The organism is Microbacterium murale (assembly GCF_014635185.1).
GTDB classification, from domain to species: Bacteria; Actinomycetota; Actinomycetes; order Actinomycetales; family Microbacteriaceae; genus Microbacterium; species Microbacterium murale.
Window position 1 is genome coordinate 1,258,827 of sequence record NZ_BMCM01000001.1, and the last position, 16,221, is coordinate 1,275,047.

Annotated in this window: 16 protein-coding genes; 12 read left to right on the forward strand and 4 right to left on the reverse strand. The window is 66.3% G+C overall.

Features of this window, described 5'->3' with window-relative positions; genetic code table 11:
* Positions 1–19: 19 nt before the first annotated feature.
* The gene (locus IEV67_RS06135) at positions 20–985 is read left to right on the forward strand and encodes a sugar ABC transporter substrate-binding protein (RefSeq protein ID WP_188435625.1); all 966 of its coding nucleotides are present in this window, start codon (positions 20–22) and stop codon (positions 983–985) included.
* Positions 986–1,064: 79 nt separating this feature from the next.
* Here the strand turns inward: IEV67_RS06135 and hpaD are convergent, their stop codons facing one another.
* On the reverse strand, positions 1,065–2,186 hold the full coding sequence (gene hpaD, locus IEV67_RS06140; protein WP_229702797.1) for a 3,4-dihydroxyphenylacetate 2,3-dioxygenase: 1,122 nt from the start codon (positions 2,184–2,186) through the stop codon (positions 1,065–1,067).
* Between hpaD and IEV67_RS06145 the strand changes: the two genes are divergently transcribed.
* Both IEV67_RS06145 and IEV67_RS06150 read left to right on the forward strand, forming a co-directional pair.
* Positions 2,186–3,091 (forward strand): LysR family transcriptional regulator, encoded by a 906-nt coding sequence (locus tag IEV67_RS06145; protein ID WP_188435626.1) that lies wholly within the window; start codon positions 2,186–2,188, stop codon positions 3,089–3,091. The two genes, hpaD and IEV67_RS06145, sit on opposite strands and share 1 nt — an antisense overlap.
* A gap of 94 nt (positions 3,092–3,185) precedes the next feature.
* Entirely contained in the window at positions 3,186–3,848 is a 663-nt protein-coding gene (locus IEV67_RS06150; RefSeq protein WP_188435627.1) for a GntR family transcriptional regulator, read from the forward strand.
* 6 nt (positions 3,849–3,854) lie between these two features.
* Here the strand turns inward: IEV67_RS06150 and IEV67_RS06155 are convergent, their stop codons facing one another.
* Both IEV67_RS06155 and IEV67_RS06160 read right to left on the reverse strand, forming a co-directional pair.
* Positions 3,855–5,159, reverse strand: coding sequence for a DUF3500 domain-containing protein (locus IEV67_RS06155; protein WP_188435628.1), 1,305 nt, complete (start codon positions 5,157–5,159; stop codon positions 3,855–3,857).
* A gap of 21 nt (positions 5,160–5,180) precedes the next feature.
* The gene (locus tag IEV67_RS06160; protein WP_188435629.1) at positions 5,181–6,230 is read right to left on the reverse strand and encodes an amidohydrolase family protein; all 1,050 of its coding nucleotides are present in this window, start codon (positions 6,228–6,230) and stop codon (positions 5,181–5,183) included.
* A gap of 112 nt (positions 6,231–6,342) precedes the next feature.
* Here IEV67_RS06160 and IEV67_RS06165 point away from each other — a divergent pair, with 112 nt between their 5' ends.
* From IEV67_RS06165 to IEV67_RS06205, 9 genes are all read left to right on the forward strand, one after another.
* On the forward strand, positions 6,343–7,086 hold the full coding sequence (locus tag IEV67_RS06165) for a dienelactone hydrolase family protein (protein ID WP_188435630.1): 744 nt from the start codon (positions 6,343–6,345) through the stop codon (positions 7,084–7,086).
* Between the two features lie 24 nt (positions 7,087–7,110).
* Entirely contained in the window at positions 7,111–8,385 is a 1,275-nt protein-coding gene (locus tag IEV67_RS06170) for an FAD-dependent monooxygenase (RefSeq protein ID WP_188435631.1), read from the forward strand.
* Positions 8,382–8,804, forward strand: a complete 423-nt coding sequence (locus IEV67_RS06175) for a nuclear transport factor 2 family protein (RefSeq protein WP_188435632.1) — start codon at positions 8,382–8,384, stop codon at positions 8,802–8,804. Before IEV67_RS06170 ends, IEV67_RS06175 begins: the two co-directional genes overlap by 4 nt.
* Positions 8,801–9,670, forward strand: coding sequence for a fumarylacetoacetate hydrolase family protein (locus IEV67_RS06180; RefSeq protein ID WP_188435633.1), 870 nt, complete (start codon positions 8,801–8,803; stop codon positions 9,668–9,670). The genes IEV67_RS06175 and IEV67_RS06180 overlap by 4 nt, the downstream gene beginning before the upstream one ends.
* A gap of 117 nt (positions 9,671–9,787) precedes the next feature.
* A complete protein-coding gene (locus IEV67_RS06185) occupies positions 9,788–11,290 on the forward strand; it encodes an ABC transporter substrate-binding protein (RefSeq protein ID WP_188435634.1) in 1,503 nt (500 codons plus the stop codon).
* Positions 11,291–11,339: 49 nt separating this feature from the next.
* The gene (locus IEV67_RS06190; protein WP_188435635.1) at positions 11,340–12,284 is read left to right on the forward strand and encodes an ABC transporter permease; all 945 of its coding nucleotides are present in this window, start codon (positions 11,340–11,342) and stop codon (positions 12,282–12,284) included.
* Positions 12,281–14,197 carry a dipeptide/oligopeptide/nickel ABC transporter permease/ATP-binding protein gene (locus IEV67_RS06195; RefSeq protein ID WP_188435636.1) on the forward strand — a complete coding sequence of 639 codons (1,917 nt, stop codon included), beginning with the start codon at positions 12,281–12,283 and terminating at the stop codon, positions 14,195–14,197. Before IEV67_RS06190 ends, IEV67_RS06195 begins: the two co-directional genes overlap by 4 nt.
* A complete protein-coding gene (locus tag IEV67_RS06200) occupies positions 14,194–15,030 on the forward strand; it encodes an ATP-binding cassette domain-containing protein (RefSeq protein ID WP_188435637.1) in 837 nt (278 codons plus the stop codon). Before IEV67_RS06195 ends, IEV67_RS06200 begins: the two co-directional genes overlap by 4 nt.
* A gap of 36 nt (positions 15,031–15,066) precedes the next feature.
* The gene (locus IEV67_RS06205; protein ID WP_188435638.1) at positions 15,067–15,453 is read left to right on the forward strand and encodes a RidA family protein; all 387 of its coding nucleotides are present in this window, start codon (positions 15,067–15,069) and stop codon (positions 15,451–15,453) included.
* A gap of 11 nt (positions 15,454–15,464) precedes the next feature.
* On the opposite strand, the gene IEV67_RS06210 is transcribed toward IEV67_RS06205, so the two are convergent.
* A complete protein-coding gene (locus IEV67_RS06210; protein ID WP_188435639.1) occupies positions 15,465–16,136 on the reverse strand; it encodes a DNA alkylation repair protein in 672 nt (223 codons plus the stop codon).
* Positions 16,137–16,221 lie beyond the last annotated feature (85 nt).

Here is a 16,221-nt window from a genome sequence, read left to right on the forward strand (position 1 = left end):
TGAGAGAAAGGCACGGCAGATGAACAGGCAAAGAAGGCTGATTCCTCTCCTGACGGCGACCATCGCAGCAGGACTCGTCTTCACCGGGTGCAGCGCATCCGGCACGGACAGCGGCGACGACGCGGCGGCAGGCGGTGACGCGGCGACCAAGATCGGCTTCATAAGCAGCGCGAACAACGAGTGGGGCGCGTGCCTGCAGAACGGCATGGAATCCGCCGCCGAGGCGGAGGGCGTCGAGCTCCTGGTCGCCAACTCCGACGCGGATGCCGCGAAGGAGACGGGCAACATCGAGGACATGATCGCTCGGGGTGTCGACGCGATCGTGCTGAACACCGTGAGCGTCGACGCGATGGCGGGCGGCATCCAGAAGGCGAATGCCGCGGATGTGCCGATCTATCTCGTCGCGGTCGTTCCCGACGATCTCACGGGTGTGCTCGGTGCGGCAGTCGTCGATCTCCCGGGAGTGGGCGGCATCGCCGCCGACTGGATCGCTGAGGACTCCGGCGGCGACGACGTGAACGTCGCCGTGATCGGCGGAGCCCCCGGCGCATCGTCCGACTATGTCGTGAACGGTTTCAAGGAAGCCGTCGCTTCGAACGTCACGATCGTCGGCGAGCAGCCCGGGATGTACAACCGTGGCAAGGCGCAGGAGGTCGCCGAGAACTTCGCCCAGTCCAACCCCGACCTGGACTACGTCTTCGTCCTGAATGAAGACATGGCGTTCGGTGCCCGCAGCGCGTTCGACGCCGCGGGTATGGACGACGTGCGGATCGTGACGATGAACGGCACGGATGACGGCCTCGCGGCCATCGAGAGCGGTGAGTTCTCGGCCACGGTCGCCGATTCCGCGGCGAACCTCGGCGTGACATCGATCGAGAACACGTTGGCGTTGTTGAAGGATGTCTCCGGGGAGAAGGTCTTCGCAATGCCGACGGCGCTGATCACCGACGCCAACCTCGACGAAGCCATCCCGTTCTGCGGCTGATCGATCCCATGAGAAGAGCCGCCCTCCCCGATCGGGAAGGGCGGCTCTTCCACGTGCGTGCGCCTCGTCGGCAGATGCGTCAGTGCAGCCCGAGGAACTCCTCGAGCGTCGCGGGGTTGGCCTTGAGAAGCGGGTCGAGCACCGGCTCGGCCGGGAACTCGCTGGCCTCGAAGAACCAGCGCCTGGATGCGGGCATGCCCCACAGCTGCGCTCGCTGCGGGTTGCTGACGTCCCAGCGCATCGGCGGGGTCTCCAGGTCGATGAACTGGTAATGAGTGGTGAACAGCTCGATGCGGTGCTGGTCGGGGTCGCGCACATACAGGAACAGTGCGTTGCTGATCCCGTGTCGGCCGGGGCCGCGATCGATCTCCTGGCCGAAGCCGGTCGCGCCGCACACGTCGGCCGCGTGGATCAGGGCGGCGGCGTCGGGAACCGTGTACGCGAAGTGGTGCAGGCGAGGGCCGCGGCCATTCGTGAAGACGAGGTCGTGCGTGTTGCCCTTCACCTCGAGCCAGGTGCCCCAGAGCTCATCGGTGCCGTCGGCTGCGGTGTACTCGGCCATGCGCATGCCGAGCCCCGCCCAGAAGTCGGTCGCGGACTGCACATCATGGATGGCCACCTGGTAGTGGTCGAGGCGCTGCGGGAACGAGCCGCGGAACTCGTCGAAGTTCTGCATCTTGCGCTCGACGACGTCCATCGAGCTGGTGAGTTCGATGTGTGTGCCGACCGCATCGCGGAAGCGGATCGTCGGACCCTGGTGATCGACCTCGACGCGCTCGTATTCGATGCCCGTGCCGGCGAAGTGCTTCTCGGCGGCGACGATGTCATCGTCGGTGCGCACGCGCAGACCGATGTGCAGCGCCTGCGGCGCATCGGCACGCACGAGCACCAGGCTGTGGTGCGCGGCCTCTTCCAGGCCGCGCAGGTACACGGTGTCATCGGCCTCTTCGGTGACGACGAGGCCGATCACGTCGCGGTAGAAATCGCGGCTGGCCTCGAGGTCGGTGACGGCGAGCGAGACGTGGCTCGCGCGGGTGAGCGCGAACGGCGGGGCGTCGTTGGTGGTGGGGAGCACAGCATCCTCCTTGATGAGAGCGGAGTTCCAGTCTTCGCCGATCGGATGCTGCGCGGAACCGCCTATCTGACTGTCGCGGCCATAGGTCAGGACTATATCGACGCTATCCGCGTAGTATCTGATCAATGGAACTTCGCCACCTGAGGTACTTCGCAGCTGTGGTCGAGGCCGGCTCGATCTCGGCCGCGGCGGCGCAGCTGCGCCTGTCGCAGCCCTCGCTCAGCGTGGCCATCTCGCGGCTTGAGACCGAAGTCGGCACACCACTGCTGGAGCGGTCGACGCGCGGCGTCGAACCCACCAGTGCCGGACGCTATCTGCTCGGCGCGTCCTCTCGCGTGCTGAGCGACGTCGACGAGATCGCGAGCACGCTGACGCGGTTCGGCGCCGGGGTCGCCGGCACCCTCACGATCGCCGCAGTCCCCGTGCTGATGTGGCGCCGCATCCCCGAACTGCTCCGCCGATACGCCGCCGAGGCGCCCGATGTCGAGATCAACCTGCTCGATCCTCCTCCATGGGATGCCGTCGACATGCTGCAGCAGCGCACGGTCGACGTCGCGGCGGTCCTCGTCGCCGAGCCGAAGCGATTCGCGCGTCGGCATGCCTCTTCGTTCGAGGTGCACGACTGGGGCGAGGTTCCTCTGGTCGCCGTGCTCCCACCCGACCTGGCAGACGCGCCGGACCCGTTTCCCCTGCGTTCATTCGACGACCGCGTCCTCGTGCTGCCGCACCGCACCGCGGCGGTGCCGAGCCTGCCCGAGGCGGTGGATGCCGCACTGCGCCGGCACGGCGTCACGCCCTCCCGGATTCGCACGGTCGAGACGATCCAGGCGAGCCTCCCGCTCATCGAGGCCGGCCTCGCGTGGGGCATCCTGCCCGACCCTGATCGAGCCAGCCTCACCAGGTTCAACGTCACCATGCGTCGGCTCGATCCTGATCCGAAGGGCCTGCAGGCGCTTGCTCTCGCGCGGCAGGGCGCGATGCAGTATCCGGCTCAGGCGCGACTGCTCGCCCTGATCGACGAAACCGGCTGATCTCTCCCTGAGATCGTGTGCGAAATTTGATAGGATCGAGACTGCACGACTGACGTACGCTGATGTCGTCGGAGAGCAGACAAGGGGGCTCGCGATGGCGCCGAGCAAAGCCGAGCAGGCGTACACGATCCTGAAGACGAAGATCATGGACGGTGTCTTCGCGCCCGGCCATCGACTCGTCATCGATCAGCTCGGTCGGGAGTACAACATCAGCTCCGTTCCATGGCGTGAGTCGCTGCGGCGACTCGAAGCCGAGGGGTGGGTCGACATCGTCCCCAACGTCGGTGCGCTGGTCAAGACCTTCGATACCGGGTCCTGGAAGCGTTCGATCCGTCTGCTCGCACGACTCGAAGGGCTCGCCACTGCGCTGTCTGCAGTGAACCTCACCGCAGATGACCTCGCCAAGGCGCGCGGCCTCAACCGCGACATGGCCGACGCGCTGGCGAATTTCGACACGATCCGCTTCGGCCGGCTCAACCGGCAGTTCCACATCGTGCTCTGCTCGCGCTGCGACGATGAGCGACTGAGCGAACTCGTCGAGACAGAGTGGACCCGGATGGACATCATCCGCCGCTCGGCCTTCTGGTACGCACCCGGCCGAGCCATGGCATCCCTCTCCGAGCACGACGAGTTGCTCGACCTCATCGAGAGCGGAGCGGATGCCGAGACGATCGAGACGGCCGCCCGCCGCCACGAGATCGCGACGCTCGACGCGGTGCTCGCGCACGACGAAGTCAGTCGCAACGACCCGAGCTGAACGGGCTCAGCGCGCGCTGCGCGCAGCCCACTGAGCGAGATACGCCTTGGCGTAGTCGTTGCCGTTGGGCAGTCGCAGTGTGGTGTGCACGTGGAAACGCGCCGGCAGACGATTGTTCAGCCATACTCCGGCATGGTGATCGAGTTCGGCGAGGATCACCGGGCTCTGGATGCGGAAGTAGAACGGCTGCGATCCGTCGGTCGCCCCGTACCAGCTGAAGTACGTCTCGTCGCGGTGCGCATCGACGTCGGCGAGAGCCTGCGCGCGCTGCGGTTCGGTGAGCAGCAAGAAATCTTCGACGACCCGCCGCAGCAGTGACCACTGCGCGTCGTCGAGCGCGGACGCGCGGATGCCCTCATAGGGCACCACACGGTTGTCGCGGAAAGCCCCGGCGACATGTCGCTCGTCGGCCGGATGCAGCCGCCCCTCCGGCATCGCCGGGTCGAGAACCGACGCGAACACGACGGCTTCCGCTCGCTGGGTCTCATCGAACGACTCGGCCAACTCGATCGCGAGCTGCTCTCGGGCATCGAACAACGGCGGCCGCTCGTCGTCCGACAGCGCAGGCTCCGCGCCGAGGAACACCGGCGCGATCACGTGCCGCCCGCCGACCGAGACGAAGTTCAGCGCGACATGGTGCCCGAACAGTTGCCAGCCCCATGGCTCGTCGGCCGAAGGCGTGCCGTACAGCGCGAACCAGTAGCTGCGATCGTTCATGATCGTGGGCAGGTCGACGAGCTCTCCGAGGTATCCGTTCAGCGCCATCGCCTCGACGACCCGCGCGTAGCCGTCCGGGCTCAGAGACGCCTCGATCACCGCGAGCGCGGCGTGCACGACAGCATCCGACTGCTCCTCCAGGCGCAAGCCGATCCGGAAGAAGACGAACTCGGGGTTGCTCCACCCGCGCCACTGCGCGGCGTCCAGCGGATAGCAGAGCTTGGCGCGCTGATGCGGGGTGAGCAGGTCGAGCAGAGCGGATGCCGCGGCGGCCGGCGCCGGGTCGGACGATACGCCCGCCGGGAGCGAGTACACCCCTTCTTGGCGTTCGCCGTCGGAGGTGATGCCGACGAAGGGCTCGTCGTACAGGCCACGCCAGTACTCCAGCAGGTCGCGCAGGAACGGCGCCTGGTATCGATCGTCGGCGAACTGCTCGTAATCCATGCCGCGCACATCGACCAGCATCGGATCGTCGTGTTCGATCAGGTGCTCGCGATAGCTCTTCGAACTGAGCTCGATCGCTTCGTCTCGCCCGGCGACGCGGTCGCTGGAGAAGAAGTCGTCGATGTCGTTGTGCGAGGAGTGCTCACTCATCGGATGCTCCGCGGGCGTTGTTCAGATCGGGAGGTTGAACATGCGCTTGGCGTTGCCGTAGAGCACGGCCTCGCGGTCGGCGTCGCTGATGTCGAGCTCGTTCTTCACGAACTCGACGCCCTGGCTCATCCAGCTGTAGAACACAGGGAACGAGGAGCCGAACATGTAGTGGTCGGCGCCGTTGATCTTCAGCGCAGCCTCGACCTGCACCTTGCCCCAGGAGTGCGGGTGGGTCAGGTCGAAGAAGATGTTCTGGTCCAGGTACTGCTTGATCTTCTCGCCGCCGGTCGGATCGAGGCGCTGCATGGCCTCCTGCTTCTTCGGCTGCTTCGGGGTGAGCAGCTCGGTGTTCGCGAACCAGTTGCCGCCGAGCATCGTGTGGATCATGCGGAGGCCAGGCATCTCGTCGAACATGCCGCTGAACAGCTCGCGTCCGACCGCGACGCCCTGGTCCATGATGCGCCCGAACTCGCGGCGGAGGTTGGTGTAGTCGAGCACCGACTTGTACTCGACCGGCAGCGGGGTGTGGTGCACGATCACCGGGATGTCGAGCTTCTCGATCACCTTCAGGTACGGCCTGAAGACCTCGTCGTCGAGGTAGAGCTGACCGTAGTGGCAGGCGAGCTGCACGCCGACGGCGCCGAGCTCCTTCACCGAACGCTCCAGTTCGTAGATGTTCTCCTTGCCGCCCCACGGCGGAACGCACGCGGTGGCGAACAGGCGGCCGTTCGAACGCTTCACGATCTCGGCGGCGTTGTCGTTGACGGCCTTGCAGGTCTCCAGACCCAGCCACTCCTGCCAGACGGGCACGCGCATGACGCCGTAGTCGACGCCGGCCTCGTCCATGGCGGCGAGCTTCGATTCGGCGGAGTAGTCGCCCTCGACGTAGTTGAGGTTCGGGTAGCCCTTGGGCTTCTCGAGCACGAGCTGCTTCTTGCCGCTCTCCATCTCGATGACGCTGGCGATCTCACCGAAGCCACGGGGAGCGCTGTCGAGGAAGCCGTTCAGGATCTTCTCGTTCGTGAACAGGTCCTCAGGGAGGTGGTGGATGTTGATGTCTACGACGGGCATGACGCTCTCCTTTGTGCGCTCGGGCTCTTGAAAATAACAGTAGCGCATCGCGCTTGAAATCGTGTGCGATCCTGCGTACGATCAATCTCACGTTCAAGGAGGAATGACGACGATGGCCGATCTGACACACCGCGACGTCGAGTACGTGCTCGGCGAAACCGCGATGCGCGGCCTGGTCGTGGCGCCCGCGAACGCCAGAGCACTGCCGACCGTCATGCTCATTCACGACGCCTTCGGTCTCGGTGAGGACATGATCGCGATCGCCGAAGACCTCGCAGCACGCGGGCTCACCGTCTTCGCCGCAGACGTCTGGGGAGACCGCGCCACCCCCACCGCGCAGCCGGAGATCGGACCACTGATCGGGGCGATGGCCGGCAACCGGCATGAATGGCACGGCCGGATCGCCGCGGCGCACCGGATCGCGAGCGCACAGCCCGAGGTCGACCGAGGGAACATCGCACTGCTGGGCTACTGCTTCGGCGGCTCGTCCGCCCTCGAGTTCATCCGCACAGGAGGCAGGGCGCGCGGCGTGATCGCGATCCACCCCGGACTCGACCTTCTCGAAGACGACTGGTCAGAGGCTGCGGCATCCGGTGTGCAGGCGTACATCGCCGTCGGCTCGATCGATCCGATGGCGACGCGTGAGCAGCGCATCCGACTCGAGAATGCGCTCACTGCCGCCGACCTCGACTGGGAGATCGACGTCTACAGCCACACCACTCACGCCTTCACCAGCCCCAAGTCCCAGAACTCACCGCACCCCGAGCTCTTCGCTCACCACCCGCGCAACGCCTCACGGGCATGGCGGGCGACGACCGGCGTGCTCGACGAACTTTTCCAGACCACCGGCGTCTAGCCGGATCCGACAGAGAGAGACCACATGCACGACATCGCGATCATCGGAGCCGGTCCAGGCGGACTCGTCACCGCCCTGCGTCTTCAGCAGCAGGGCATCACGGCGACCGTCTACGAAGCCGTCCCTGAGCTCAAGCCCCTCGGCGTCGGCGTAGACATCAAGACCGTCGGCACGAAGGAGTTCGAAGAGCTGGGGTTGCTCGATGAGTTCCGAGCGATCTCCGTCGACGCCGAGGACTCGATCTTCTACAACCACTTCGGCCAGGAGATCTATGCCGAGAAGTGCGGTGTGCACATGGGGTATCTGCACGAGCAGCGGTTCGTGCATCGCGGCATCCTGCAGATGCTCCTGTATCGCACGGTGCTCGAGCGGCTCGGTGCGGACGCGGTCGTGCTCGGCGCTCGCGTCGTGCGCTACTCGCAGGACGCCGACGGCGTCACGCTCGACATCGAGCACCGTGACGGGCGCGGTGAGCAGGTGCGGCATGACGCCGTGATCGCGGCGGACGGCATCAGGTCGGCCGTGCGTCGTCAGATGCACCCGAACCTGGCCGAGCCGGAGTTCTCCGGCATCACGATGTGGCGAGGCACGACGCTTCGCGAGCCGATCCGCGGGGGACACACGATCCTGCATCTCGGCGACCCTCGTATCTCGACCATGATCATCTACCCGATCGCTGAGAACTTCGAGGGCACGGGCCTCGATCTCATCAACTGGGTCGTCGAGACCAATGGCGAGGAGACCGTCGAGGACTGGAATCAGGTCGCCGACCCTGAGCAGATCATTCCCGCGTTCGAGACCCTGGAGCTGCCGTTCCTCGATGTGCAGCAACTGATCCGCGATGCGCGCGAGGTGTACCTCTTCCCCCTCATCCGGCATTTCCCCCTGGAGTCCTGGATCGACGGCCGTGTCGTGCTTCTCGGCGACTCGGCGCACGCCATGTACCCGCGCGGCGGGAACGGGATCACCCAGGCGATGCTCGATGCCCGCGTTCTGACCGAGAAGCTCGCCGAACACGGTGATCCCGTCTTGGCATTCGCCGAGTATGAAGCCGCACGCCGTCAGCTCGTGAACCGCATCGCCGACAACATGCGCGGTGAGGGCTACGAGGTGATCCGGCGCATGGTCGCCGAGCGCACCGATGGTAAGCCCTTCGATGACATCGAACAGGTGCTGCCTCTCGCCGAGGCCGATGAGATCTTCAGCAGGTACCACGCTCTGGTCGGCGCTCCGCGTCCAGGCCATGAGGCCGGCGAAGCCACCGGATTCCGCACCTGGGACGAGGTGGCTGCGCGATGACCGGCACGGTTGAAGAGGAGGTCCTGGCGGTCGAGAAGCGTCGGCAGGCCGCCCTGGTCGCGGGCGACACCGCCGCGCTCGACGAGATCTTCGACGACTCACTGATCCACATCCACGCGCCGGGGCTCGTGCACACCAAGACGCTGCTCCTCGAGCACGTGTCGGTGCGCAGGGCGTACATCGAGATCACCCGTCAGGATCTGCTGGTGCGCGTCTTCGGGGATACCGCCGTCGTCACGGGCGGCATCGTGAATCGCATGCACGCCCCCGGAGGCGGCGAGCGCATCGTCGACGGCGTCGTCACTCAGGTGCTGCATCGCGGCGAAGACGGACAGTGGCGGTTCGTGAGCTTCCAGATGACGCCGTTCGGTGAAGAGGTCTGGGGCACGCTGCCGAGCGAGCAGAAGGAGAACGCATGAAGCTCGCACGCTTCCACACCGGGGACGGGCTGATTCGCATCGGCCTCGTCGACGGCGCTGAGGTCGTCGATCTCTCGGGCGTCGAGGGCGTCGGCACCTCGCTGAAGGCGCTGATCCCCGAGCTCGATGCTCTGCGGGACAGCATCCTCGTGGCATCCGGCCCGCGGCATCCGCTTCGTGGTGTCACTCTGCTGGCGCCGATCGATGACCCGCAGAAGTTCCTCGGCATCGGGATGAACTATGCGGCCCACGCCGAAGAGGCGCGCGCCGCCGGCATCCCGATCCCCACCAGCCAGATGTGGTTCAACAAGCAGGTCTCCTGCATCAACGATCCGTTCGGCGACATCGTGCGTCCGGCCGTGTCGGAGCAGCTCGACTACGAGATCGAGCTCGGCGTCGTGATCGGCAAGGCCGCCCGCAACGTCACCGCGGAAGACGCGCGAGAGTACATCGCGGGCTACCTCGTCGCCAACGATGTGTCGGTGCGCGACTGGCTGGCCAAGCTCTCGCCGACGTTCACGCTGGGCAAGTCGTTCGACACGCACGGTCCGATCGGGCCGTGGCTGACGACCGTCGATGAGATCGTCGACCCGCTGAAACTGCAGATGACGCTCAGCGTGAACGGTGAAGTGCGACAGAATGCAGACACCTCAGACATGATCTACGACATCTACATGCAGATCGCGTATCTCAGTCAGGTGATGACGCTGATGCCCGGTGACATCCTCGCCACCGGCACTCCCTCGGGGATCGGCGCGCCGACGCAGAACTGGCTCGTGCCGGGCGACGTCGTGCGCGCCGAGATCCAGGGACTCGGCATGATCGAGAACACCGTCGTGGCGAACGAACTCGTCGAGGACGACTGACATGAGGATCTGCTTCTCGAGGGCCCACGGGTCCAGCGAGAACCCCTAGACCCCCGGACCCGATCCGGTGGACCAATTGATGCCAAGGAGGCAAAGGTGCCACGCAAGAGTGCAGTAATGAGGTCGGTGACGCTGTTGGCGGTCACCGGCGTGCTGATCGCGGGATGTTCCGCGGCCGAACCGGAGGCGGATGACGGCGGAACCACCGTGTCCGACGCCACGCTTCGAGTGAACTTCGGTCAGTTCCCCGAGAACTGGTCCCCCGGCCAGGAGATGGAGGGCGGTCCGCTCCGCATCCCCTACGAGACCCTGCTCGCACCCGGAGAGGACGGGCAGCCCGCGCCGTTCCTCGCCACCGATTATGAGCTCACCGCCGATGCCCTGACGCTGACGCTGCGCGAGGGCGTCACCTTCCACGACGGTGAACCCTTCAACGCCGAAGCGGTCAAGGCCAACGTGGAGTTCGTCCGCGACGGCGCCACCGCCTATGCCGGTCCGCTGCAGGCCGTGGCATCCGTTGATGTGGTCGACGAGTACACGGTGCGGCTCAATCTGACCGGCCCGACGCCGTCGATCGCGAACACGCTCACCACGCGTGTGCTGCCGATCGCGAGCCCTGCCGCCATCGCCGACGGCTCGATCGCCCAGACGCCGGTGGGCACATCGCCCTGGGCATATGACGAGGCTGGATCGGTCATCGGCACGCGCATGCTGTTCAGCGCCTTCGACGACTACTGGGGCGATGAGCCCGGTTTCGCGAACGTCGAGCTCTACGCGATCGATGAGGCGGAGTCTTCGGCGGCGGCCCTGCTCGCCGGCGAGATCGACATCACCGACACCGAGATCACCACCCTGCCCCGATTCGAGGGTTCGAACATCGAATCGCTCCAGTACCCGGCGATCCGCAACAACCTGTTCTTCTTCGATCGCGGACCCGGCGGCACTTTCGAGTCCGTCGAACTGCGCCAGGCGGTCTGCTACGCGATCGACGTCGACCAGTTCGTCAAGGTCGAGGGCGAGGGCGAGTCAGCCACGCAGCACTTCGTCGAAGGCGAGCTCGGCTACAACCCCGACATCGAGGGGTACCCGACGGATCTCGCTCAGGCGCAGGAGCTCTATGAGGCGGCGGGCAGCCCGTCGGTCGATGTCGAGATGGTCGCCGCGCCTTACAACGCGAGCCAGATCGAGATCTACATGACCCAGGCCGCCGAGATCGGCGACTTCAACGTCAGCGTCCAGACGCTGCCGCCGCCCCAGTACAACGGCGAGTGGAACTCGGGCAAGTACCCCATGGGTCTGTCGTCGAACGACGAGCTGACTCCGTTCGAGTGGTACAGCGCGTGGTTCGCCGCCGACGCTCCTGGGAACCCGTCCGGTGTGGAGAGCGCGGAGCTCGCCGACGCCGCAGCGGCAGCGATCGCTGCGGGCGACTCGGAGGAGGCCGCGGATCTGTGGGCCGAGGTCACGAAGATCATCTCCGAAGAGGCCCTCACCTGCGCCCACCAGCGCGGTGTGGAGACTCTGGCGTGGAACGCTGACGCCGTCGCCGGTGTCGACGCGCCGAACGAGCCCTGGGAGCCGAAGTCGGTCAACTACCGAGAGCTGACACCCGTCTCGTGATCACGATGCACTGCCTGCCGGGGCGAGTCGACGAGAGGATGGACCTGAAATGATCAAGCTCATCCTCTCCCGCCTCGCCCTGGCGATCCCTCAGCTGATCCTTCTGTCGTTCTTCGTCTTCCTGCTCGTCTACCTGGTTCCAGGCAGCCCGGCGGCGGCGATCCTGGGTGCTGCGGCGACGCCGGAGAGCATCGCGGGACTCGAAGCCCAGCTGGGGCTGGATCGACCCTTCTTCGTTCGACTCGGTGAGTACTACGCCGGGGTGCTTCAGGGCGACTTCGGCAACTCGTTCGCCTCGGGTCGTCCCGTCACGGCGATCTTCGCGGAGCGACTGCCGGCAACACTGTCGCTGCTCCTCGGCGGAGTCATCGTCGCAGTGCTCCTCGGTCTTGCACTCGGGCTCATCGGCGGCACCAAGCCTGGATCCATCCGCGACCGCGTCGCCACGGCCGTCACGAGCCTGACGATGGCAGTGCCCGAGTTCTGGATCGGCATCGTGCTGATGCTGGTGTTCGCCGTGCAGCTGCAGATCTTCCCTGTGGTCGCCTACGTGCCGATCACCGTCGATCCCGTCGCCTGGATGCGCGGCCTCGTGCTTCCCTCGATCGCACTCGGCATCGCCGGCGCGGCACTGATAGCCAGGCAGACACGCACCGCCATGGCGCAGACCATGTCATCGCGCTACATCGACTCACTCGCCGCCGCCGGGGTACCGCGGAGTCGACTGATCTTCCGCTACGGCTTCAAGAACGCGCTCGTGCCGATCCTCGCGTCGACCGGCATCACGGTGAGCATCATGCTCGGCGCGAGCTTCGCCGTCGAGAAGGTGTTCGCGTTCCCCGGCGTCGGCACCCTCATCGTCCGCAGCGTCACGAGCAAGGACTTCGCCGTCGTGCAGGGCGGCGTGCTGCTGATCGCCACCCTGGTGATCCTCATCAACCTCATACTCGACATCAGCTACGGGCTGATCGATCCGAAATCGCGACCCCAATGAGCGACACCTACACGACGACGGTCCAGGCCGCATCGCCCCGCAAGCACGCGTCGAACATCGGCAGAGTGCTCTCCAGAGTGCGCCGTCAGCCCGCGACGCTGCTCGCCTTCGCGTTCATCGTGCTGCTGATCGTCGTGGCCATCGCGGCGCCGTGGATCGCGCCGTACGACCCGAATCAGGCGCACCTCGACAACGTGCTCGAGGCACCGTCCGCCCAGTTCCTGCTCGGCACAGACGACCTCGGTCGAGACCAGCTGAGCCGTCTCATCTACGGTGCGCGGATCGTGCTGCTCATCGCCGTCGGCTCGGTGCTGATCGCGATGGTCATCGGCGTTCCGCTCGGTCTGGTGTTCGGCTTCCACGGCGGCTGGTGGGACCGCATCGGCATGCGCTTCGTCGACATGGCGCAGTCACTGCCGGGCATGATGATCGGCATCACGGTCATCGCGATCCTCGGCCGGAACATGTTCATCCTCATGTTCGCGATCGGCCTCATCTTCTCGATGGCGTTCGCGCGCATGACGAGAGCGACCGTGCTGGTCGAGCGTCGCAAGCTCTACGTCGAGGCCGCCGAGGTCGTGGGACTGCGCCGTGGTCAGATCATCTTCGGGCAGGTGCTGCCGAACCTGATCGGTCCGATCATCACCCAGGGTGCTGTCTTCCTCGGATCGGCGATCATGATCGAGTCGGCCATGAGCTTCCTCGGCGTCGGTCTCGACAGCGACACCCCGACGTGGGGCTCCATGCTGAGCCTCGCGGTGGACAAGCAGAATGTCGCCCCGTATCTGAGCTGGCCGCCCGGCATCGCGATCGTGCTCGTCGTATTGTCGTTCAGCGTCTTCGGCGACGGATTGAACGATGCGCTCGTCGGCGAGAAGCGCCGTGTGCCGCGTCTCGGCGTCCGCTCGCGGGGCACGGTGGACGATTCCTTCGCCGTGGCCGGTGCCGGCGCTGCGGTGTCGGTCGGCACTTCGAAGAAGGCGGCATCCGCGGTCGCCGCCGACCGCCCGGCAGCCATCGTGGACGGCCCATCGCCGCTTCTGCACGCCCGTGATGTCAGCGTCTCCGTGCTGCGACCCGATGGCGAGCAGGTCGACCTCGTCACGCGCATCGGGCTCGACGTCGCGAAGGGCGAGATCGTCGGGCTGCTCGGCGAATCAGGCTCCGGCAAGTCGACATTCGCGCGCGCGGTGCTCGGAATGCTTCCCGCCGGCACCTGGCTGTCGTCGGGCGACATCCGCCTCGACGGCGAGCAGATCGCAGGCAAGACCGAACGCGAGCTGCGATCGGTGCGCGGCGCGAAGATCGGGGCGGTGTTCCAGGACCCGATGACGGCGCTGTCACCCGTGCACACCGTGGGAACGCAGCTCATCGAACCGCTGCGCATCCACAAGGGCATGAACCGTTCACAGGCTCGGGCGAGGGCGGTCGAGCTGCTGGAGCGTGTCGGTGTACGCGGCGCCGCCTCGCGGCTGGACGACTACCCGCATCAGTTCTCCGGCGGAATGGCCCAGCGCGTCGCGATCGCCATGGCGCTCGCCGCAGACCCGGAACTGCTCATCGCCGACGAGGCGACGAGCGCGCTCGACGTCACCACACAGAGCCAGGTGCTCGATCTCATCCTGGACCTGCGCGACGAGTACGGAATGGGCGTTCTGATGATCACGCACAGCCTGGGGGTGGTCGCCGAGACCTGCGACCGTGCTGCCGTCATGTATCGAGGGCGCATCGTCGAGGATGCTGCGGTCGACCGCCTCTTCGACTCGCCTCAGCATCCCTATACCGCAGCGCTGCTGCAGGCGAACCCGATGAATGCGGTCGGGCGCGATCGGCTGCCCGTGATCGATGCGCAGCTGCGCGCCACCATCGACGCCTCACTGGATGCCATCGATGCGAAGGAGGGCCGCCGATGAGTACGCCACTCCTCGAGGTTCGCGGACTGTCCGCAGGCTACGAACAGAAGGTCGGCCTGTTCCGGCGCAGGGTCGTGCCCGCCGTGCGCGACATCAGCTTCGACATCCATCCGGGTGAGACTCTGGCGTTCGTCGGGGAATCCGGTTCGGGCAAGAGCACGACGGGCCGCGCGATCCTGCGGTTGCTCCCGACACTGGCGGGGAGCATCCGTTTCGACGGGCAGGACCTGGCGGAGTGGGGGGAGCGCACCCCGTTGGCATATCGGCGGCAGGTGCAGGCGGTCTTCCAGGATCCGAGCGCGTCGCTGAACCCGCGCCACCTCATCTCGCACACCCTCGACACCGCGCTCGAGCGTCACGGGCACCGAGATCGACGCGACCGACGTGATCGGATGGTCGAGGCGATCGAGCTCGTCGGGCTCGGCGTGGAGCATCTCGATCGTTTCCCGGTCGAGATGTCGGGAGGGCAGCAGCAGCGCGCGGCGATCGCCAGGGCTCTGGTGCTCGAGCCGAGGCTCGTCGTGTGCGATGAGGCCGTGAGCGCCCTCGACCTCTCGACGCAGGGGCAGATCATCAACCTGCTCGCCGACCTGCAGCAGAAGACCGGCGTGAGCTACCTGTTCATCGCGCATGACCTGGCACTCGTGCGGCACATCGCCGATCGGGTCGGGGTGATGAGCCAGGGGGACCTGGTCGAACTCGCCGAAACCGAGGAACTGTTCGAGTCTCCGCAGGATGCCTACACGCGGCGGCTGCTTGCCGCGACGCCGGCGTCGCATCCGGCCGGCCGCGAGGAGAGACGGCTGCAGCGGAAGACGATCAGGACGGCATGACGATCATGCGGTGTCGGCTGCAGTGAAGGAGGATCCATGGGCGGACGTGTGAGCATCGAACTGCCCGGCTTCGGGCACGCGAACCCCATTCCGGCGGCGAGCCGCATCGGGCCGTTCCTCGCGTCGGGCGCGCTCACCGGGCGCGACCCGCAGACCCGCGAGATGCCGGAAGGGCTCGACGAGCAGTGCGCGAATGTGTTCCAGCACATCCGTGCGCTGATGGATGCCGCGGGCGGATCGACCGACGACATCCTCAAACTCACGATCCACCTGACGACGTATCGCGATCGTGATGCGCTGAACCGTGAGTGGTCGGCGATGTTCCCCGACCCGGCCTCCCGGCCCGCGCGCCAGGTGCTGGCCGCCGAGCTCGACGGCGGCGCACTCGTCCACGCCGATGTGCTGGCGGTGCTCAGCGGCTGAGCTGAGCCGGCTCAGCCCTCGCGGCGCCTGACGATCTCGCCGATCCAGCTCGGCGCGAACGGCGAGGTGCAGCCAGGCGCTGTCGGGTAGTCGGCCAGCACCTGCAGGCGTTCGCCGATCTCCAGCGCACGTGCACGCAGGTGCGGGTGATAGATGCCGATCTGCGCGAGTGTTTCGTTCATCGTCCATTGCGGACGCGTGGGGGCGTCCTTCATATCGCGCTCGATCCGGTCGAGCAGATCTTCGAGATCGAGGCCCTCCGGCTTCTTCGCGACGCGTTCGCTCGTCAGCGACCACGCGGCCGCGGCGACCGTCGGATCCGCGTCGTCGAACCACCGCACGCGCATCTCCTCGGCGAGTGGCGACTTCTTCGCGATGTAGCTCACGAACCACTCGTTGACCTTCGGCGGGCGTGTCTCGCGCAGCATCGCATCCAACTCATCCGCGGAGAACTCCCGCGGCTTGCAGATCAGCAGCGCGAGCAGGCGCGGCGCGGTCTCACCCGTCGACCACAGCTCCTTCGCCAGGGCATGATTCGTCTTGACCTGCTTCGCGAGCCCGCGCATCTTCGACAGGTTGATGCCGTGGTCGTCGCCGCGCTTCTCGTTCGCGGACCGCATCTTCGGGTCTTCGAGCGCGGCGAGCTCGGAGAGCACGTCAGGGACGGTCATCGTGGCGGTCATGATCCCAGCCTACGACCGGCTGTCGCGAGTACACCTGTCGGCCGAGATCACAGATGTCGGCTCGGATCGGCCATTTCGGCCGACA